This window comes from Plantactinospora sp. CNZ321, assembly GCF_004217235.1.
In genome coordinates this window covers 327,878-347,563 of sequence record NZ_SHKQ01000001.1, presented here as the reverse complement: position 1 = coordinate 347,563, position 19,686 = coordinate 327,878, and the positions used below count along the sequence as shown (strand labels likewise).

General features: G+C 67.6%; 13 protein-coding genes. 10 read left to right on the top strand and 3 right to left on the bottom strand.

Annotation, left to right across the window (positions count from 1 at the left end; translation table 11 throughout):
- The first annotated feature begins 247 nt into the window (after positions 1 to 247).
- The 6 genes from ngcE (EV371_RS01475) (at position 248) to EV371_RS01450 (ending at position 4,775) form a co-directional block, all read left to right on the top strand.
- Positions 248 to 1,660: an N-acetylglucosamine/diacetylchitobiose ABC transporter substrate-binding protein gene (gene ngcE, locus EV371_RS01475; RefSeq protein WP_130460445.1), complete on the top strand. Its 1,413-nt coding sequence runs from the start codon at positions 248 to 250 to the stop codon at positions 1,658 to 1,660.
- 103 nt (positions 1,661 to 1,763) lie between these two features.
- A complete protein-coding gene (locus EV371_RS01470) occupies positions 1,764 to 2,672 on the top strand; it encodes an ABC transporter permease subunit (RefSeq protein ID WP_130460444.1) in 909 nt (302 codons plus the stop codon).
- Between the two features lie 95 nt (positions 2,673 to 2,767).
- Positions 2,768 to 3,583: an ABC transporter permease subunit gene (locus tag EV371_RS01465; protein WP_130465575.1), complete on the top strand. Its 816-nt coding sequence runs from the start codon at positions 2,768 to 2,770 to the stop codon at positions 3,581 to 3,583.
- A gap of 371 nt (positions 3,584 to 3,954) precedes the next feature.
- Positions 3,955 to 4,155 (top strand): DNA-binding protein, encoded by a 201-nt coding sequence (locus tag EV371_RS01460; RefSeq protein WP_130460443.1) that lies wholly within the window; start codon positions 3,955 to 3,957, stop codon positions 4,153 to 4,155.
- 84 nt (positions 4,156 to 4,239) lie between these two features.
- Positions 4,240 to 4,524, top strand: a complete 285-nt coding sequence (locus EV371_RS01455) for a type II toxin-antitoxin system prevent-host-death family antitoxin (protein WP_130460442.1) — start codon at positions 4,240 to 4,242, stop codon at positions 4,522 to 4,524.
- Positions 4,521 to 4,775, top strand: coding sequence for a Txe/YoeB family addiction module toxin (locus EV371_RS01450; RefSeq protein ID WP_130460441.1), 255 nt, complete (start codon positions 4,521 to 4,523; stop codon positions 4,773 to 4,775). The genes EV371_RS01455 and EV371_RS01450 overlap by 4 nt, the downstream gene beginning before the upstream one ends.
- 63 nt (positions 4,776 to 4,838) lie before the next feature.
- On the opposite strand, the gene EV371_RS01445 is transcribed toward EV371_RS01450, so the two are convergent.
- Positions 4,839 to 5,831, bottom strand: coding sequence for a BadF/BadG/BcrA/BcrD ATPase family protein (locus tag EV371_RS01445; RefSeq protein ID WP_130460440.1), 993 nt, complete (start codon positions 5,829 to 5,831; stop codon positions 4,839 to 4,841).
- A gap of 201 nt (positions 5,832 to 6,032) precedes the next feature.
- Here EV371_RS01445 and EV371_RS01440 point away from each other — a divergent pair, with 201 nt between their 5' ends.
- The 4 genes from EV371_RS01440 (at position 6,033) to EV371_RS01425 (ending at position 10,517) form a co-directional block, all read left to right on the top strand.
- Entirely contained in the window at positions 6,033 to 6,995 is a 963-nt protein-coding gene (locus tag EV371_RS01440; RefSeq protein ID WP_130460439.1) for an SIS domain-containing protein, read from the top strand.
- Between the two features lie 205 nt (positions 6,996 to 7,200).
- The gene (gene ngcE / locus EV371_RS01435; protein ID WP_130460438.1) at positions 7,201 to 8,655 is read left to right on the top strand and encodes an N-acetylglucosamine/diacetylchitobiose ABC transporter substrate-binding protein; all 1,455 of its coding nucleotides are present in this window, start codon (positions 7,201 to 7,203) and stop codon (positions 8,653 to 8,655) included.
- A gap of 20 nt (positions 8,656 to 8,675) precedes the next feature.
- Positions 8,676 to 9,584, top strand: coding sequence for an ABC transporter permease subunit (locus tag EV371_RS01430; protein ID WP_130460437.1), 909 nt, complete (start codon positions 8,676 to 8,678; stop codon positions 9,582 to 9,584).
- A gap of 12 nt (positions 9,585 to 9,596) precedes the next feature.
- Positions 9,597 to 10,517: an ABC transporter permease subunit gene (locus EV371_RS01425; RefSeq protein ID WP_130460436.1), complete on the top strand. Its 921-nt coding sequence runs from the start codon at positions 9,597 to 9,599 to the stop codon at positions 10,515 to 10,517.
- Positions 10,518 to 10,546: 29 nt separating this feature from the next.
- Here the strand turns inward: EV371_RS01425 and EV371_RS01420 are convergent, their stop codons facing one another.
- Positions 10,547 to 11,122 carry a hypothetical protein gene (locus tag EV371_RS01420; protein WP_130460435.1) on the bottom strand — a complete coding sequence of 192 codons (576 nt, stop codon included), beginning with the start codon at positions 11,120 to 11,122 and terminating at the stop codon, positions 10,547 to 10,549.
- Positions 11,116 to 19,605 carry a golvesin C-terminal-like domain-containing protein gene (locus EV371_RS01415; RefSeq protein WP_130460434.1) on the bottom strand — a complete coding sequence of 2,830 codons (8,490 nt, stop codon included), beginning with the start codon at positions 19,603 to 19,605 and terminating at the stop codon, positions 11,116 to 11,118. The genes EV371_RS01420 and EV371_RS01415 overlap by 7 nt, the downstream gene beginning before the upstream one ends.
- Positions 19,606 to 19,686 lie beyond the last annotated feature (81 nt).

Here is a 19,686-nt window from a genome sequence, read left to right as displayed (position 1 = left end):
CCGCCGGGGCTTGCTGCCGGCACCCTCTTCCGTAAGAATCCTTCAGTAACTTTCTGTCAAGTGAAGACAAGCACCACTGTCCGAATTTTCCCACCTGTCAAGGCGACACCACCCCACACGACCCGTCGACGGCCGAGCCGCCGACCAGCACCGCCAGCGCCACCCGACCCGATGACCCCGAGCCTCGTTGGCGGGCGCCGCCCCAACCGGCTGCGGCGTCCACCTGGACCGGATCCGAGGAGAAGCAATGAACAGGCGTGACATTCTCCGTCGTACCGCCGCGGCCGGCCTGCTGGCCGTCCCCGCCACCGGTCTGTTGACCGGTTGCGCCCTCGGCGGCGACGACGACAAGAGCGGCGGCGAGTCGCTCGAAGGCACGAAGAGTGAGCAGAACCCACTCGGGGTCAAGGAAGATGCACCGCTCGAGGTGGTCATCTTCAACGGTGGTTTTGGCGAAGAGTATGCCAAAGCCCACCAGGCGATGTACACCGCCAAATATCCAAAGGCAACGATCAAGCACTCGGCGACCCAGGAGATCAGCAAGACCCTCCAGCCCCGGTTCGTCGACGGCACCCCGCCGGACGTGGTGAACAACTCCGGCGCAGGGCAGATCGACTTCAACGGCCTGGTCTCGCAGAACGCCCTGGCCGACCTCGGCGAGCTGCTGGACGCGCCCAGCCTGGACATTCCGGGCAAGAAGGTCCGGGACACCCTGCTGCCGGGCGTGGTGGACGTCGGGTCGTACGACGGCAAGTTCCTGGTGCTCAGCTACGCGTACACCGCCTACGGCATCTGGTACTCCACCAAGCTCTTCAGCGAACGGGGCTGGCAGTACCCGAAGACCTGGGACGACCACATCGCGCTCTGCAAGCAGATCAAGGCCGCCGGCATCGCTCCCTGGACCTACGCCGGCAAGCACCCCCGGTACATGAGCTGGCCGGTCCTCTCCACCGCCATCAAGTTCGGCGGCCCGGACGTGTCGAAGGCGATCGACAACCTGGAGCCGAACGCCTGGAAGTCCGAGCCGATGAAGATGGCGGCGGACGCCTGGTACCAGATCGTCAAGGACGGCTTCATCATGCCGGGCAGCCCTGGCCTGGACCACGTGCAGTCGCAGACCGAGTGGTGCCGGGGCAAGGCCGCCTTCATCTCCTGCGGCTCCTGGCTGGAGAGCGAGCAGGCCAAGGTCACCCCGCCCGGCTTCAACATGTCCGTCGCGCCGACCCCCAGCCTGGGGACCAGCGACAAGCTGCCGTTCGAGGCGATGCGTGGCACCGCCGGTGAGCCGTTCATGGTCCCGGCCAAGGCCAAGAACCGGGCCGGCGGCCTGGAGTACCTGCGCACCATGCTGTCGATGAAGGGTGCCCAGGACTTCACCCGGAAGGTCTCCAGCCTGACCGTGGTGGCCGGCTCCACCGAGGGCATCGACCTGCCGTTTGGGCTGAGCACCGTGGTCAAGGCGCTGGACGCCTCGGGCAGCAACGGGTTCAACTGGGTCTACAACAACTACTACCGCAAGCTGGAGCGCGAGCTGGTGGACGCGGCCTGCGGCGAGTTCTTCAGCGGCCGGAGCACCCCGGCCGAGTTCCTGGACGCGTGCCAGAAGGGTGCCGACCAGATCGCCGCGGACAGCAGCATCAAGAAGTACAAGCGTCAGTAGGCCGTCGGGTGACGTCGCGGGGGTCGGCCGGCACGGCCGGCCCCCCGGCGTGATCGTCGCGGGGACAGGTCTTCCCGCGTGGAGTGGGCAGGATGTCAGTCACGTGAAACATGGCAAGTATCCGCTGATCATCACCTTCCTGGTACCGCCGCTGCTGCTGTACGGCATCTTCGTGCTCTCGCCGTACCTGCAGGCGTTCCAGATCTCCACCACCAACTGGCTGGGCTACTCGGCCTCCGCCGACTATGTCGGGCTGGAGAACTTCAGCACGCTGCTGCGTGACGGCGCGCTGTGGAACGCGGTGAAGAACAACGCGATCCTGCTGGTGCTGCTCCCGGTCCTGACCATCGGGCTGGGGATCTTCTTCGCCAGCATGCTCAACATGGGCGGCCGGCGCGGCAGCGCCGGGGTGGTCGGGGTGCGCGGTTCCAGCGTCTACAAGCTGGTCTACTTCTTCCCGCAGGTGCTCTCGGTGGTGATCATCGCGTTGCTCTGGAAGGAGGTCTACCACCCCAACAACGGGCTGCTCAACGCCACGCTGCGCACGGTCGGGCTGCCCGCGCCGACCTGGCTCGGCGACCCGCGTACCGCGTTCTGGGCGGTGTTGGCGGTGATGGTCTGGAGCAACGTCGGCTTCTACGTGGTGCTCTTCGGCGCGGCGATGCAGGCCATTCCGAAGGACATCTACGAGGCGGTGATGCTCGACGGCGCCTCCCGGCTCACCACGCTGCGAAGGGTGACCCTCCCACTGCTCTGGGACACCGTGCAGGTCGCCTGGATCTATCTGGCCATCGCCGCGCTCGACGGTTTCATCCTGATCCAGCTGATGACCGACGGCGGTCCCAACCACTCGTCGGACGTGATCGGCCTGCGGATGTACAACACCGCGTTCGGCACCGAGACCAAGTTCGGGTACGCCTCCGCGATCGGCGTGGTGATGTTCTTCCTGACCCTGTCGGTGGCGGTACTGGCGCTGCGCGTCACCCGCCGGGACCGAATCGAGTACTCGTGACAACCGTCGACACTCCCGCGTCGGCTCCGCCTGCCGTCGGCGCCGACAGCCGGTCCGGGACCGGCGACCGGGCACCCCGCCGCGAGCGGGGCGTGATGAACGTCTTCTCGCACGGCTTCCTGCTGTTCTGGGGGCTGCTGACCACCCTGCCGCTGCTCTGGGTCGTGATCAGTTCGTTCAAGAGCGACGGCGAGATTCTCAGCGATCCGTGGGGGTTGCCCGGCGCGCTGCGCTTCGAGAACTGGGCGCGGGCCTGGACCGAGGCGCGGATCGGACAGTACTTCCTGAACAGCGGGATCGTGGTGGCCGGCTCGCTGACCCTGACCATGTTCTTCGGCGCCACCGCCGCGTACGTCTTCGCCCGGTACGATTTCCGTTTCCGGCAGGGGTTCTACTACCTGTTCGTCGGCGGCATGATGTTCCCGGTCTTCCTCGCCCTGGTGCCGCTCTTCTTCGTGGTCCGCAACGCGGGGCTCTTCAACACCTGGACCGGGTTGATGCTGGTCTACGCCGCCTACTCGCTGCCATTCACTGTCTTCTTCCTCTCCGCGTTCTTCCGAACTCTGCCGACCTCGGTTGCCGAGGCGGCGCTGATCGACGGCTGCGGACACTTCCGGCTCTTCTTCCGGGTGATGCTGCCGATGGCCCGACCGGGCCTGGTCAGCGTGGCGATTTTCAACTTCCTCAGCCAGTGGAATCAGTTCATCCTGCCGCAGGTGCTGATGCAGGGGGACGAGTCGAAATGGGTACTTGCACAGGGGCTTGCGGCGCTGGCGATCAGCCAGGGCTACCAGGGCGACTTCAGCGGGTTGTTCGCCGGCCTGACCCTCGGGATGTTGCCGGTGCTGGCGGTCTACGTCCTGTTCCAGCGCCAGATCCAGTCCGGACTGACCGCCGGCCAGTTGAAGTAGGGCCGACCGCCCACGCGGTACCGCCGCGGTAACGGCCCGGACCTACCTGGGACAGGTCCGGGCCGTGCTACGTCTCCGGCTGCCACTTCCTCCAGTTCCTGGTCAACCGTTCGTACGCCACCCTGGCGGCCCAGCAGTAGCCGGGAACACACGCGCCCCCCTTCGTCGCGTCCGGGCCTGCCCGGTGGCCGGCGCTCCTTGCCAACGGACGGGTTGATCCGACCACCCGGGCAGGCCAGGGCCGACGTGCCGCCCCCGAGCCCAGCTCCACGAGCGGCACAGCCCAAGCACAACAGCCTCCCTTGTCACTTCGACACTGTCAATATGGCAGGTGTCGAAGTGGCAAGGTCATTTGTGCCTACCGTCGCCCCATGAGGCTGGTTGCCCTGGCAGACGTCGCCGCGATGCTCGGTGGGGTATCACGTACCAGGGCAACCGAGATCGTCCGACGGCCTGGCTTCCCCGAGCCCATCGACACGGTCGGGAACGGCCGCATGCGGATCTGGGATCGAGACGCCGTCGAGGCGTGGATCCGCGAGAACCGGCCCAGCCAACGCGACGAGAGCGAGTAAGCCAACGTCGGGCGGCGCGGGACTCGCCTGACGTGCGCTCTCTAGGGTTGTACAATTTTATGTACGTCGCGTCCGGGAGGCATCATGCGTACCGTTCCCTACTCCGAAGTCCGGCAGAACCTGGCTAGGATGCTGGACCACGTCGTGGACGACGCGGAGGAGATCGTGGTGACCCGCTCTGGCCGTGAGGCGGCCGTCATCATCTCGCTGCGTGAGTACGAGTCGCTTAAGGAGACGGCGTACCTGATGGCCAGTCCCGCCAACGCGCGCCGTCTGAACGAAGCCGTCGAAGAGTTGCGCAACGGGGGCGGGGAGATGCGTGACCTGATCGACCCGGACGCCATGCCAGGTGGGGCGTCGGCGGCGTGAAGGTCCAGTTCGCAGGCCGGGGCTGGGAGGACTATCTGAGCTGGCAGCGAGATCGTCAGATGCTGAAGCGAGTGAACACCTTGATTGAGGACATCCGACGCAACGGCCACCAGGGCATCGGCAAGCCGGAGCAGTTGCGCGGCAACTGGGCTGGGTTCTGGTCGAGGCGAATCGATCAGGAACACCGCCTGGTGTACCGGATCGTCGATGACACCGTGCAGATAGCGCAGTGCCGCTATCACTACGAATGAACCTTCCAACCTCCCCCTCCTGAGTAGCGACAGGAGCCCCGGAGCGGCAGGCTGATACCGACCTCAGTGGGCGGCCGGGCCGAGCAGCCGGCGGTGCAGTGCGGCCGGGTCGGTCAGCTCGGGCAGGTCCCGGGCGGCCAGCCAGGCGGCGCCGAGCGCACCGTCCCCGGCGGTCCGCAGCGGCGCGTCCGGCCAGCGCGCGGTCAGGGCCGGGCGGACCGCCTCGGCAAGCGGGGTGTCCCCGGTGAGCAGCCCGCCGCCGAGCACGATCGGGGTACGCGCGTCAGCGGGCCGGATCCGCTCCACGTTGGCGGCGAGCAGCCGGGCGGCCTCGGCAAGGATCGCCCCGGCGGACGGGTCGCCCTCGCGGTCGGCCCGGATAACCAGCGGTGCGAGTGCGGCCAGTTCGACGGGGGGGCGCCGGGTCACCGTCTGGATCAGGCTGTCCACGGTGTCCCGGGGCCGTGCGGCGACCTCCGCCGAGCCGAGCAGTTCGGTGAGGACGAGGGTGCCGAGCGGGCCGGGCGTCCGGTGCCGGTCGAGGTCGGCCAGCGTTCGTCGGACCGCCTCCCGACCGAGCCAGAAGCCGCTGCCGGCGTCGCCGAGCAGCCAGCCGTGGCCGTCGGCGACCTGGGCCAGCGTCATGTCGCGTACCTCGACGGCGATCGCCCCGGTGCCGGCGATCAGGATCGTGCCGTCCGGCTCGGCGGTGCCCGAGGCGTACGCGACAAGGGCGTCGCCGAGGACCTCGTACCGGCAGCGCAGCCCGACCTCCTGCCAGACCCGTTCGAAGGCCAGCCGGCCGGCCGGATCGGCGAGCAGCCGGCCGGCTCCGGCCAGCCCGATCACGCCGGCCCAGGCCAGTCCCGGATCGATCTCGGCGAGGGCGTCGGTCAGCGCCAGCCGGAGCTGTTCGGCGGCTCGGTCGGCGCCGTGGGTGGTCGGGTTGCCGCCGCCGGCCAGCCCGGTGCCGAGGGGTTCCCCGGCCAGCGAGACCACTGCGGCCCGGGTTGAGGTGCCGCCGACGTCGAGCCCCACCACTATGCCGTCGGACATGACCGGCAACCGCCTTTCCCGCGCCCAGTCGATCGGCGTCCATGCTGCTCGGTACGGCTCTTCCGGGCAAGCGCCGGTAGTCCGGCACAGGGGCGGCCGAGGTAACAGTTTGAAAACTTCACCCATCGTCTTGACAAGCGGGGGGTGTTAGTAAGAACTTTTACCACTAACAGTTAACTTCCTTTTCCGAAGGGTGTGCCCATGGTCGAGCCGGAGTCGGACAACATCGCGGGGACCGCGGTGGTCGACGCCGGGCCCGACCGCCGGGCCGCCGCCGGGCTCTCCCCGGCCGACAGCGTGCTGGTCAGGGTCCGGTCCCGGCTCACCGAGTTCACCGGCGCCCTGCAACGGGTGGCCGAGCAGGTGCTCAGCGACCCGGCCGCCGCCGCCCGGGCCACCATCGTCGAACTCGCGGAGCGCAGCGGCACGTCCCCGGCCACCGTCACCCGGTTCTGCCGGGCGCTCGGCTTCGAGGGTTACGCCGACCTGCGGCTCGGGATCGCCGCCGAGACCGGTCGGGCGCACACCGCCGGCTGGACCGTCGACATCGGTCGGGAGATCCAACCGACCGACCCGCTGGAACGGGTGCTCGGCCAGATAATCGCGGCGGACACCCAGGCCATGCGCGACACCGCCGCGCTGCTCGACCTGGCCGAGGTCGGGCGGGCCGCCGAGGCGATCGCCGGAGCGGCCCGGGTGAACATCTTCGGCGCCAGCGGCAGCGCGCTGGTCGGCGAGGAGATGCAGTTCAGCCTGCACCGCATCGGCGTGGCCGCGTGGGCCTGGAACGACGTACACGAGGCGTTGGCCGGTGCCGCGCTGCTCCGCCCCGGCGACGTCGCCCTGGGCATCTCGCACACCGGCCAGACCCGCGAGACCATCGAGACCCTCGCCGAGGCGGGCAGTCACGGCGCGGTCACCGTGGCGCTGACCGGGTTCCCCCGGTCCCCGCTGGCCGAACTGGCCGACATCGTGCTGCGCACCGCCAGCCAGGCGACCACCTTCCGGCCGGACGCGCTCTCCGCCCGGCATCCGCAGCTCGTCGTGCTCGACCTGCTCTACATCGCCGTCGCCCAACGCACCCACGACCGGGCCCACGCCGCGTTCCAGCGGACGGCCCGGGCGGTGGGCGGGCACAAGGCAATCAGGGAGGCGCGCCCGTGACCCGCATCCGACCCCGACCCGTCGCCGGCGGAGGCATCGCATGCCACCTCCGGCCCGATCGCTCCGCGCAGGAGCGCGCAACCCGCACCGCTGGCAGGTCCCGGTCATCCGGAGTCGTCCGGTTGGCCCGACCCGATTCTCAACCGAGGAGATGAAGATGTCCGCAATCCCCGACCACACGTCGGACCGCGTTGATTCGTCGAGTATGACCGGGCCTGAGCTGCCGGCGGCGCTGGGCAGCAGCCGCCGCACGGTGCTGCGCCGGGCCGCGGCCGTCGGGCTGCTCACCATCCCGGCCGCCGGGCTGCTCGGTGCCTGTGCCACCGGCGGTGACGACGGAGGCACCACCGAGCAGGAGACCGGGGAGAAGAGCGCCACCAACCCGCTCGGTGTCAAGGAGGACGCCGCGCTGGAGGTGATCATCTTCAACGGTGGGTACGGCGAGAAGTACGCCACCGACGTGCACCAGAAGCTCTACAAGGCGGCGTTCCCGAAGGCGGAGATCAAGCACCAGGCGACCCAGGCGGTCTCCACGGTGCTCCAGCCGCGGTTCACCGCCGGTGACCCGCCGGAGTTCGTCAACAACTCGGGCGAGAAGTTCCTCGACTTCGGTGCCCTGGTCAACGACGACCAGCTCCAGGACCTGACCGAGCTGTGGGACGCGCCGTCGGTCGACGACCCGAACAAGAAGGTCCGGGACACCGTCATCCCCGGAGTCGTCGAGCAGGGCATGTTCAACACGAAGGACGGTGGCCGCAAGCCCTTCGTGCTCTACTACGTTTCGACCGTCTACGGCATCTGGTACTCCGGCAAGCTCTTCAAGGACAACGGCTGGACCGTACCGACCACCTGGGAGCAGTTCACCGCGCTCTGCGACCAGATCAAGGCCAAGGGCATCACCCCGTTCGGTTACGCCGGGGCGAACGCGGCCTACTACATGTGGAACGTGATCCTGACCCAGGCGGCCAAGGTCGGCGGTCCGGACGTGCTGAAGAACATCGACAACCTGGAGCCGAACGCCTGGAAGGCCGAGCCGGTGATCCAGTCCGCCAAGGCCTGGGCCGAGATCGGCGCCAAGTACGGCGACAAGAGCTTCGAGGGCCTCAAGCACACCGACGTGCAGCTGCGGCAGAACCAGTACAAGCTCGCCTTCTATCCCAGCGGTGACTGGCTGGAGAACGAGCAGAAGAAGGACACGCCGGCCGGCTTCGAGTACCAGCTCATGCCGGTGCCGAGCCTGACCGCTGGAGACAAGCTGCCGGCCGGGGCGATCCGGGCGGCCGGTGGCGAGGGCTACTTCGTCTCGGCCAAGAGCAAGAACCCGCGCGGCGGCATGGAGTACATGCGGCAGATGCTCTCCAAGGCGGGCGCCCGGGGCTTCACCGAGACCGTCGGGGCGGCCACCGTGGTTCCGGCCGGCAGCGAGGGCTACTCCTTCCCGCCCGGTGTGGCCAGTTCGCAGGCCGCGCTGAAGGCGGCCGGGACGAACGTGTTCAACATGATGTTCGACAACTGGTACAAGGAGCTGGACACCGAGGCCCGGACGGCGACCAACGAGCTGATGTTCGGCCGGGCCAGCGCCGAGCAGTGGGCCGAACGGATCCAGAAGCGCGCGGACGCGATCAAGAACGACAGCAGTGTCGCCAAGTTCTCGCGCTGACTGACCGGAGTGGAGTGATCATGCGGCAGGGCAAGTACCCGTTCGTGATCGGCTTTCTCTTCCTGCCGGTCACGCTCTACTCGGTCTTCGTGATCGCGCCGTACGCCCAGGCGTTCCAGCTCGCGATGACGAACTGGCGGGGGATCGGCGCGCCGGAGTGGATCGGGTTCGAGAACTTCCAGCGGTTGTTCAACGACACGGCCTTCTGGAAGGCGGTCCAGCACCACGGGATACTGCTGCTTGCCCTGCCGCTGATCACCATCGCCATCGCGCTGTTCTTCGCGTTTCTGCTCAACGTCGGCGGCGGCAGCAAGGGCGGCCAGCGAATCGGGGTCCGGGGCTCCGCCTTCTACCGGGTGGTCTTCTTCTTCCCCCAGGTCCTGGCGGTGGCGATCATCGCCGTACTCTTCCAAATGGTGTACCGGCCGGACGAGTCCGGCCTGATCAACGGCGTACTGACGAAGATCGGGCTCGAACCGATCTTCTTCCTGATCAACCCGAACCTCGCCCTCTGGTCGATCATCGGGGTGCTGGTCTGGCAGGCGGTCGGCTTCTACGTGGTCCTCTTCTCGGCCGGCATGGCGTCGATCCCGACCGAGATCTACGAGGCCGCCGAGATCGACGGCGCCACCAGGATCACGCTGTTCTTCCGGGTGACCCTGCCGCTGCTCTGGGACACCCTCCAGGTGGCCTGGGTCTATCTCGGCATCGCGGCGTTCGACGCCTTCGCCATCGTCGCGGTGCTCTCCGTCGACAGTGGCGGCCCGGACGGCGCCACCACGGTGCTCGCGATGGAGATCTACCGCAACGCGTTCATCTACGGCCGGGCCGGATACGCCTCGGCGATGGGAGTGGCGCTGTTCTTCCTGACCATCACCTTCGCGGCGCTCACGCTGCGGGTGTCCAAGCGGGAGAGCATCGAGTACTAGATGGGACCCCAGATGACGACACAGACCGAACGCCCGGTGACCGGACCGGTGCGACGCAAGGCGGCCGACGGTGCCGGCAAGGGCCGCGACCGCCGGGTCAGGTCCGAGGTACGACTGCTCTCCAGCCTGGGGCACGTGGCCCTGGTGGTCTGGGCGGTGATCGTGATCGTCCCGATCCTCTGGACCTTCCTGGCCTCGTTCAAGAACACCGCGGAGATCTTCAGCAGTCCGTGGACCCTCCCCGCCGAACTGCGCTGGGAGAACTGGGGCCGGGCCTGGACCCAGGCCCGGGTCGGCAAGTTCTTCGTCAACAGCGTGATCGTGGTCGCCTGCGGCGTCTTCGGCACCATGCTGCTGGGCTCGATGGCCGCGTACGTGCTGGCCCGCTACAAGTTCGTCGGCAACCGGCTGATCTACTACCTGTTCGTCTCCGGGCTGGCCTTCCCGGTCTTCCTCGCCCTGGTGCCGCTCTTCTTCGTGGTGGACAACCTCGGCCTGCTCAACACGCACACCGGGCTGGTCCTGGTCTACATCGCGTACTCGCTGCCGTTCACGGTCTTCTTCCTGGCCGCGTTCTTCAAGACGCTGCCGACCTCGGTGGCCGAGGCGGGCATGATCGACGGCTGCTCGCACACCCGGCTCTTCTTCCAGGTCATGATGCCGATGGCCAAGCCGGGACTGATCAGCGTCGGGATCTTCAACATCATCGGGCAGTGGTCGCAGTACCAGTTGCCGCTGGTGCTGCTCTCCAACGCCGAGGACAAGTGGGTGCTCACCCAGGGCATCGCCGACATCTCGGTCAACGCCGGCTACGAGGCGGACTGGTCCGGGCTCTTCGCCGCGCTGACCATGGCGATTCTGCCGATGATCGTGGTCTACGCGATCTTCCAGCGACAGATCCAGTCCGGCCTCACCGCCGGCGCCCTGAAGTAGCCCCTGACCCGTTGGACGTGACAGGAGAATCAGGATCGGTAGTAGTCAAGCGCGCATTTGGAGCGGTCACTGATCTCTGAGGCCGTCAGCCGCTCCTCATTCTTCGCGCCGAGATTGTAGCCGTACTTCACGGTCTCCGGATCCGTGCCAGCCGGATAGGTCGGTACCCTGCCTACCTCGAAAGCGCCCCCGACCGAATGGCCGGCCTCGGGATCGTTGATCCGAAACATGACGGCGAGCGTCTCCGGTAACTCCATGGCGGAGCCGGCGGGGACGCTCACCTTCTGATAGCCGGCGTCGTCGCCAACCACGATCCAACCCCGCGCGGCACGATCGTCGGTCGGCTCCGCCACCTTCCAGTACGTGAATCTGGTCGATTCCCGGTCGAAGGTCGACTCCTTGGCAGCCGCCGTGTTGTCGATGGCCTCGACGCTCGCGATCCGTTCGTCGTCGCAGAGTGGCGCGAAGACGTGAAGTTCGTCGCCTATCCGCGCCACGCCGATCTCGTAGATGTCGTCACTGGGGGCCACGTACTCACACCCGGAGGCGAGTAGGGCCGCCACCGCGAGCAGGGGAGCCATCAGCCATTGCCGTTGGGTCAGCAATTGTAGCCACCTCCACCGTTCGAGGCCTGCTCGGCGGCCTCCTCGTACCTGTTGCACGGCTTGTTCCGGTCTACGAACTCCGCCCACAGGTACATGCCGCCGAAGATCCAACCGTACCGCCGCCACTGCTCGTCGCGGTGGAACTTCTCGTGCGTGGCAAGATCCGGGTCCATGGTGCCGCCGTCCCAGACGAACGTGTCGCCCAGTTGGGTCCCGCCACGGGAATGCATCGGGAGCCAGCCCTCCTCGCAGACCCGGAGGCCATAAACGGTCTGGCACTCTCCGCCGGTCTGGGTGACGATCCACTCCACCGCATCGCCGAGCACTGCCGACTGCCAATCCGTGAACCGGTCCCACTGCTCCGCGACGTAGGCGGTCGTCGCCTCCCAAGCCGCGGTCGCTTTCTCGTCGATCCAGTTTCCGATGTCGCTGGCGGTGTCCTTGATCCAGTTTCCGACGTCGCTGGCCGTGTCCTTGATCCAGTTTCCGACGTCGCTTGCGGTGTCTCCGATCCAGTCTCCGACGTCGCTGGCGGTGTCCCCGATCCAGTCCCCTGCGTCGCTTGCGGTGTCCCCGATCCAGTCTCCGGCGTCCGCGGCACAGTCACCCCAGCTCATCGGGTTCCAGCTACAGGAGTCGTGGCCGTCGTTCTCGACGAGGGAGATGGGATTGCCGCCGGCGAAGGCGTAACGGTTGGCGTTCCAGGGGTCGATTCCGAGTCGCAGGTCGGCAAGGGCGCCGTTGTAACTGTCCCGGGTCAGGAACCGGTTGAGGCTGGGTGCGTAGTCGCGGAAGCCCATGTCGTACGTGTCGGAGTTGGCGTTGACCCGCTTGGCGTTGTACCGGTACGAGTTGTAGGGCTGTTTGTCGGGGTCGGTCGGATCGGGCTTGTCCACACCGGTGAACTGCGCCTCGTCGTCGCTCCCGTAGGCGGTGTAGCCGTAGGTGGCCCTGGTGTTGCCGGCCTCGTCGGTCAGGATCTCGACGTCGGAGTGCGCGTTGTACCCGTAGTAACCGCGCTCCTCGCCGCCGTCGCTGCGGTACGTGATCTGCGAGAGTCGTTCGCCCCACGGCGAGTACTGGTACGACTTCTCGATCTCCCCGGCGACCTCCTCGTCGAGGACCTCGCCGGAGAGCCCGAGGTAGTGGAAGGTGACCGTCTTCTCCTGCGCGGTTCCCGCGTCGGTGGTCGTCGTGGTGGTTCGATCCATCGGGTCGAAGGTGTACCTCGTCGTCGAGGTCTGCGTCCGGTTCTCGACGATGTGGTCGAAGCCGTCGTAGATGTTGCGCTGCACCGTCTGGTCACCGGAGGTGATGGTGTCGAGCCGACCGAAGGCGTCGTAGTTGTAGCGCGACGTGGCCGGGCCCGTGGTGGTGCTGAGTAGACGGTTCCGGTCGTAGTTGAACGTCGACGCCACACCCATGACCCTCTGGGAGATGACGTTGTTGTTCGCGTCGTGCACGTACGTCTCGGTGCCAGCACCGTCACCGGTCCTGGTCAACGACGCGACCCGGTCCCGTGGATCGTAGGTGTAGACCGACGTGGTGCTCAGGTACGCCGCGTGGTTGTCGGCGTTCATCTTCTTGGCTACGTCACTGACGCGGTTGCCGTTGAGGTCGTAGTCGAGCATGTGGTCGGCGACGAGGGTACCGTTCGACCTTTTCTCCGTCTGTGTGTGCACCAGGCCGTCCAGGTAGTACGTGTAGTCGACCGTGTTGCCGTTCCCCTTGACCTCGGTCAGCCGCTCACCCCGGTCGGTGTAGGTGTAGCTGGTGACCTTCGGGTCCGGGTCACCCGCCGAGGCGCCGTTGGCGATCGTGGAGATCAGGTCCCGCGGGTCGTAGGTGTAGGCGGCGTGCTGTCGGTCGTGGGTGATCGACACGGGGGCGTTGTTCTCGTTGTACCTGAACTCGGTGGTGTTGCGCAGTTCGCCGGCTCGGAACTCGCGGACGGCGTCGACCTGGTTCAACCCGGTGTACTCGACCGTGTACTCGTCGACCCGCGCCCCGGGACTGGCATCGTTGATCTTGGTCAGGTTGCCGTTCGGGTCGTACCCGTAGGTGTAGTCCTGCTTCTCGTGGTCCGGCTCGCCGGCGTTGTTCCGGACCAGCTTGACCGCGTCCGCGACCACGGTGCCGGTCGCCTGGTCGGAGAGGCTCACCAACTTGTCGGCGCCCTCGCTGAAGGAGTAGGAGCCGAGCGACACCCAGGCGCCACCGTTGGTCGTCTGGTCGATCGTCCGTGCCGCGCTGCCGTTCGCGTGGGTAACGGTGTAGCGGGCGTTGCTCGCCGCACCGGAGACCCGCGGGTAGCGGACGAACACCTCGTACGTGCCGTCCTGTGGCACGTTGAGCCGCCAGTCGAAGCTGTTGACGCCGCTGCCGGCCGGACGCGTCTGGTAGTTGTGGCCGTACCTGCCGGTCGCCGGATCGGTCACCGTCGTCCAGGCACCGGTCGTACCGGTGTTGTTGAAGTCGGAGTTGTCGACCAGCACCACCTGGCTACCGACCGGCACGCCGTCGTCGGCCCGGGACCGCAGCTTGCCGTCCGGGTGGTACGTCCAGGTCATCGTCCGGCTCGACGATCCGCCCGCCGAGATGACGGTACGGGCGGTCTGCGCCCCGAGCTCGTTGTACTCGTACTCGGTCAGGATGTCCCACGAATCCGTCGAGGTCTCGGCCCAGCCGTTGTCGAAGTACGTGTAGGTGGTGTCGTTGCGCACCGACTCGCCGGACGACGGCGGTGCGGACAGGGTCGTCAACCGGCCCACGTCGTCGTAGCTGTAGATGGTCCGGTCCGCCGTCGTGTAGCGGGGGTCGTCCTCGTCGTACGCGGTATGGGTCTCCTTCACCCGGTTCAGTTCGTCGTAGACGGTGACCGTGGCGAAGTCGTTCGGGTCGTCGGTGGTCGCCACTCCTCGGGGGCTGATCACCTTCGTTCGGTTGCCGGCCTCGTCGTAGCGGTACTGGGTGGTCCGATAGGTGGTGACGCCGCCGACCGTCTCGTGCGGCACCCTGACCTCTGCCGGCATGCCGCGCGGGTCCAGCACCGTGGTGGTGGTGTTGCCGAGTTCATCGGTGGTGGCCGTGACCAGGCCGTCCCGGTCGTACGTGCTGGTGGTGAACTTGCCCAGCGCGTCGGTGGTCCGGGTGACCCTACGGGCCAGGTCGTAGGCGTACCTGGTGGTGTAGTCGGTGGTCTCCGGCGTGGCGTTCTTCCGAGGGTCGATCACCGTGACCACGTTGCCGACGTTGTCGTACTCGTAGCTGATCCGGTGCCCCTCGGCGTTGGTCACGCTGGTGCGCTGGTAGATCTCGTCGTAGGTGTTGGTGGTGACGAAGTCGCCCTCTTCCGGCGTCAGATTGCCCTTCGGCTCGGTGGTGGTGATCAGGTTGCCGGCCCTGTCGTACGTGAACGAGGTCTTCCGTTCTGGGTCACCGGCCTTGTCGACCGGGGCGTACGACTCGACGAGCTCGTCGCCGGCGTTGTAGACCGCCCTCGACACCGCCGCGTTCGGCGAGGTCGACTCGACCACGTTGTCGTTCGGGTCGTAAACCGGGGCGGGAGTGACGATGAACTCACCCTCGTCCTGCTTCTTCGGTACCCGCTTCTCCAGCGGCCGACCGAAGGTGTCGTACGTCTGGGTGGTCGTCTTGCCCAGCGCGTCGGTGACCGTGAGCACCTGGCCGCGCTCGTCGTACTCGAAGGTGGTGCGCTTGTCGAGCGCGTCGGTGATGATCCGCGGGTAGCCGTTGGCGTCGAAGTCGTCGTGCCGCGTGGTGTTGCCGTTGGCGTCCGTCGCGGTCAGCTCCTGCCCCCAGTCGTCGTAGGTGTACGACGTCTTGTAGTCCTCCGGATCCGCGGTGGTGTTGCCGAACGGGTCGACCACCCAGGCGAGATCGCCGTCGGTCTGGTAGCCGAACGTCCACCGGCGACCCTCTGGGCTGGTCTTGCTGACCAGGTCCGCGACGTAGCCGTTCAACTGGGACTGGTAGCCCAACGTGGTGCCGGGGGTGCCGTTCCGGACCGCCTCGGCGTCCCTGACTTCGAGGGGGTAACCGGTCTTCTGGTCGTACCGCCAGGTGGAGACGGCGCCGTTCGCCTCCTCCCTCCGGACCACGTTGTGGTCGTCGTCCCAGCCCAGCTTGGTGACCTGCTGCTTCGCGTCCGTGGTCTGGACCGGCCGGCCGTAGCCGTCCATCTGCCAGTTGGTCGGGTGGTTCTCGGCGTCGGTCACCGTGGTGTGGATGGTGTCGCCCTGCGGCCCGTCCGGATCGGTGTACGCGAACTGGGTCGGATGCCCGAGCCGGTCGGTGTACGTCCTCGTCCGCCAGTGGAACTTCGGGTCGTCCTGTGGCGGCGAGTAGTACGCCAGGTTCGTCGCGTTGCCGCGCGGGTCGGTGACCTTGACCAGCTTGACGTTCTTGTTCCCCTGGGTCATGTCGTAGGCGAACCTGAACAGCTTGGGATCACCATTGTTCGACCCGGCACCGTCGACCAGCTCACCCAGCAGCCCCTTGTCGGTGTAGGTGAACGTCAACCGCCGTCCGGAGATGTCGGTGATCCGCGAGACGTGGTCGATGATGTGCGGGTTCGTCAGGTTCGAGGCCGACCGCCGCGTCCAGGTCGTGTCGTCGATGTAGTCGTACGTCTGACCCTTCGCGTAGTAGTCGACGGTCAGCGTCCGCCGACCGGACGGGTCGGTCAGATACCTGAGGAACTTGGTCGGCTTGTTGCTCGACCTCCGCTCCTCGTAGGTGAACGACGTCTCGTTGAGGTTGTTGTCCACCACCGCCGACAGGTAGCCGTCGCAGTCGTAGAAGAACCTCGTCCGGTCCGGCCGAGTCAACTGCCAGGCCCGGGACTCCTCCGTCTTGTTGCCGCAGGCCACCAACCGTTGCAGGTAGAGGTGCACGCCCTTCGGGCTCACCCACTCCTGCGCATCGTCGTTCCAGGTGAACCAGTGACTCGTACCGTCGCCGTCGGTCAGCGTCACCGTCCTAGGGTTGGGGTTGGGGTGGAAGTCCAGCGGCGTACCGAGCCGCATCAGCGACGACGCCTGTAACGACCAGCCGTACCCGGCCACCGTGTCGGAGGTGTCGAGGGAGTTGTACGCCAACCGCACGAACGTCGAGAGCCCTCGGGACGGGTTGCTGAACGCGTCGTACGACCAGACGGTGTTGCCGGCGTACAGGTTGTTCCGCAGGGTGCCGCCGGCACCGGTTTCCTGCTGCGCGTACGAGTAGAACTTCTCCAGGCCGAGCTGGTCGGAGGTCGGCTCCGCCACCGCCACCGTCTGGTTCAGCGAGGTGATCGGCGCGACAGCCGACAACCACTCGTCGGTGGCTTTGTTGTGCAGTTCCCACTTCAGGACGTAGTCGGTGCGCTTGTTCCCCTCCGTGCTCGACGACGGCGTTCTCACCTGCGCCGACACCGTTACGGCGTCCCCCGCGGTGACGTCCCGGCCCAACGGGGTCACGGCCTGGCTGGCCGGGTCGTCGAGCGGGAGGCCGTCGGCCCGGGCCCACCGGTACGACAGCTCCCAGTCCGCCGCCGACCAGGTGCCGGTGGTCGGGTTCGACACCGTCACCGGCACCGTGTAGGCGCTGCCGGGCGCCATCTGCTGCGGCGTCTCCGGCGCGTGGTAGGTCTGCTCCGTGGTCGGCACGGTGTACGTGACCACCAGCTTCGGTCGCAGCTGCGGCTCAGCCGCCTCACTGGACAGGAAGAGCATCCGCTCGGCCGGGCCGGTCTCGTCCGCCAGCCGCACCAACAGACCGTGGTTGGGCGTCGTGCCGGACACCCAGCGCTGCGTGACGTCCTCGACGTACCAGCTCCGCCACGCCGGGTCGTTGGTGACCCCGGTGACCGTGTCCGGTACCGCCGGATCGTAGTCCCCACCCTCGGCCACCCATGGCGTTCCGGTGGCGGCGTCGTCCCAGGAGCCGCTCGCCTCGTCGAACCCTCGGGTGAGCGCGTGCACCTGGTAGGTCGCACCCCCGGTGGTCGGGGTGGTCGCCGACCACAGCTCGAACTCGGCCCCGAGGATCCGGGCGTTTGCGGGAATGGAGGACACACCCGGGAACCGGACGACCGTCCGGGCCGTGCCGTAGGTGGTGGAGTCATTGCCCACCATCAGCCACGGCTTGCCGGCCAGCACGTCGTGCCCGCTCGACGGCTGGGCCGAGGTCAACGTGGTGTCAGTGGCGTCGCCCTGCAACACCCGCACGATCCGCCCCGCCCGGGGCAGCCGGGCGATCTGGGTCGGTGCCGGGATCACCGCCCCGTCGTTGGCCTTCACCGCGACCATGTAGTAGTAGACCTGCCCGAACGGGTCGGTGGAGTCCACCGGGGTCGGGGTCGCCGTGGTGTCGCGGAAGCTCGTCGCCGTCTTGGACACCGGCGCCACCAGCGTCGCCGCCGACGGGGTGAAGGTCTGGAACACGCTGCGGTGCACCTGGTACTCGACGATGTCGCTGCCGGAGTACGCCGACCAGTCCAACTCCGCGCCGGTGGCGTGGATCGTCGTCGGCGCATCCAGGGACACCCCCGGTCGGCCGTAGTTGATGATCAACTTAGGGGTGTTCTCGTTCTCGCCGTTGTAGGCGTACTCCGCCGCCTCGTAGCGCGGACCGCCCCGGCCCAGGATCGCCTCGTTCGCCGCCTTGAGCATGAACCCGTGGTTCGCGGTGCCGGTCAGCCACGACTGGACCACGTTGGTCACCGGGAACCGGTGCCACACACTCGACTCGCCGGCCTTCTTCACCGCGCCGGCCTTGGTGAACCGCACCGCGTCCGCGATCACCGCCACCGAACCGGACACCCCGGCATCACCCAAGACCACCCGACCGGTCGTGCCGGCGGCGAACGGGTACGTCCCCAGGGTGGCCCAGTCCGCGACCCCCGGGACCTGCTGGTTCACCGTCTTCGACGTGGTCCCGCCCGTGTGCACGACCCGGTACGGCGCCGCGGTCGACCGGTCCGACGCGGTCACGTGGTGCGCGTCCACGGTGTACGTCCCGGCCTCCGGCAGGGTCGGAATCCAGGTGAACGTCTCACCAGAGACGGAGTTCTTGTTGTACCTGTAGGTGCCGTTGACGGCGTACCGGGTGTAGTCGGTGTTGGCCGACGCCGGCCAGTCCCCACTGACCGCCGTCTTCGCCGTGTCGGTGTCGTCGACCGTGACCACGGTCGCCGCCCCGGCGCCCATGCTCGCGTTGATCGAGTTCCAGGTCACCGTCGACTCCGACCACGGCGCCGTCACCTGCCGCGCCTCCAACGGCACGTCGTAGCCGCCGGTGGTGTGGTCCTGGTCGAAGTACATCTCCAACGACGCCGAGTCGATCGCCGTGTTCAGCGGGATACCGGCGAGGTTGAACCTGACCAGGCTGCGCGCCCGGGACGATGTCGTGGTCCCCACCGAGAGCCGCCAGTTGCCGTCGAAGTTGCCGGTCGGATCGTCCGACGTGATCATCGCGTCCGCCGACTGTGTCGTCGTCGGCTGGATCTTGATCGTCGGGTCCACCGTCACCGGAAAGACCCGGGCCGGGTCGGCCAGCCACGCCGGATCGGCGGCAACGGTCAGCGTCGGCACCGGACCGGAGGTGTCCAACCGCTGGGTGACCCGGTCGCTCCAGGCCTTCCCGTACGGCGATTCCGCGTCGTCCCGGGAGTCGAACATGAACGGCGCCGGCATCACCAGCAGCACCTGCCCGCTGTCCGGGTCCCGGAACTCGATCGCCTGGTCGTCCCGCTGGGACACCGACAACCGTCCCGGATCCAGCCGGAACGTCACCGACGTGGCCGCCGAGGCGCGCTTCAGGATGATCGACTCCTTCAGCGCATCCCCGAGCACCTCATAGGAGACGTCGACCCCGTCGACCAGATCCCGGTAGGTGACCGTGTCCCCCTCGGCGGTGGGCGTGACCTTGCGCCCGGCACCGGCCAGCCCCAGTCGAACCCGTTCACCGCCCAACTCGAACCGGACCAGGTCGTCGCTGCGTACCCCGAACCGGCTGGCGAAGGTGTTACTCGTGTTCGCGTACCCGGCAGCACCGACCGATCGGACCGTCGTGTCGATCGGCAGGAACCGACCCGAGGCGTCCCGGTAGAACCGGGCGCCGGTCGACACCTCCGCCTGGACCCGCCCATCCGACATCTCGAAGAACCGCGTCGTCGCCGACCGCCGGCCGGTCAACTCCCGTACCCGCTTCGCCGGCTTCACCACCCGGCCAGCCGGTGTCGCCTGATCCACCGCCAACCCCGGACTTACCGGCTCCGACCGCTCGCGGCGCGGCCCAGCGGCACCGACCAGGCCCCGCGCCGCCTCACCCAACCGGGACAGCCACCCGCCGTCGTTGCGCTCGCCGCCAGCGGCCCCGCTCGGCGTCGGTTCCCGGGTTGGCAGGGCCTCCACCCCGCCGAGCGTGACCACCAGGGCCAGTAACAGAACGGTGGCCAGCACCCCGCGCAGCTTCCCCATCAGCCATCACCCTCAGCACCGACGTAGACACGTGGGGTCGAAGATAGGGGACAGAGATATATTTGCCGCTATCGTCGAGAT

What these genes read in the sequence shown, in the direction of transcription:
- EV371_RS01440 (WP_130460439.1), top strand. Translation starts at nt 6,033, where the DNA reads ATGGTCGAGCCGGAGTCGGACAACATCGCGGGGACCGCGGTGGTCGAC.
- EV371_RS01445 (WP_130460440.1), bottom strand. Translation starts at nt 5,831, where the DNA reads ATGTCCGACGGCATAGTGGTGGGGCTCGACGTCGGCGGCACCTCAACC.
- EV371_RS01430 (WP_130460437.1), top strand. Translation starts at nt 8,676, where the DNA reads ATGCGGCAGGGCAAGTACCCGTTCGTGATCGGCTTTCTCTTCCTGCCG.
- EV371_RS01465 (WP_130465575.1), top strand. Translation starts at nt 2,768, where the DNA reads ATGAACGTCTTCTCGCACGGCTTCCTGCTGTTCTGGGGGCTGCTGACC.
- EV371_RS01460 (WP_130460443.1), top strand. Translation starts at nt 3,955, where the DNA reads ATGAGGCTGGTTGCCCTGGCAGACGTCGCCGCGATGCTCGGTGGGGTA.
- EV371_RS01425 (WP_130460436.1), top strand. Translation starts at nt 9,597, where the DNA reads ATGACGACACAGACCGAACGCCCGGTGACCGGACCGGTGCGACGCAAG.
- ngcE (WP_130460445.1), top strand. Translation starts at nt 248, where the DNA reads ATGAACAGGCGTGACATTCTCCGTCGTACCGCCGCGGCCGGCCTGCTG.
- EV371_RS01455 (WP_130460442.1), top strand. Translation starts at nt 4,240, where the DNA reads ATGCGTACCGTTCCCTACTCCGAAGTCCGGCAGAACCTGGCTAGGATG.
- ngcE (WP_130460438.1), top strand. Translation starts at nt 7,201, where the DNA reads ATGACCGGGCCTGAGCTGCCGGCGGCGCTGGGCAGCAGCCGCCGCACG.
- EV371_RS01415 (WP_130460434.1), bottom strand. Translation starts at nt 19,605, where the DNA reads ATGGGGAAGCTGCGCGGGGTGCTGGCCACCGTTCTGTTACTGGCCCTG.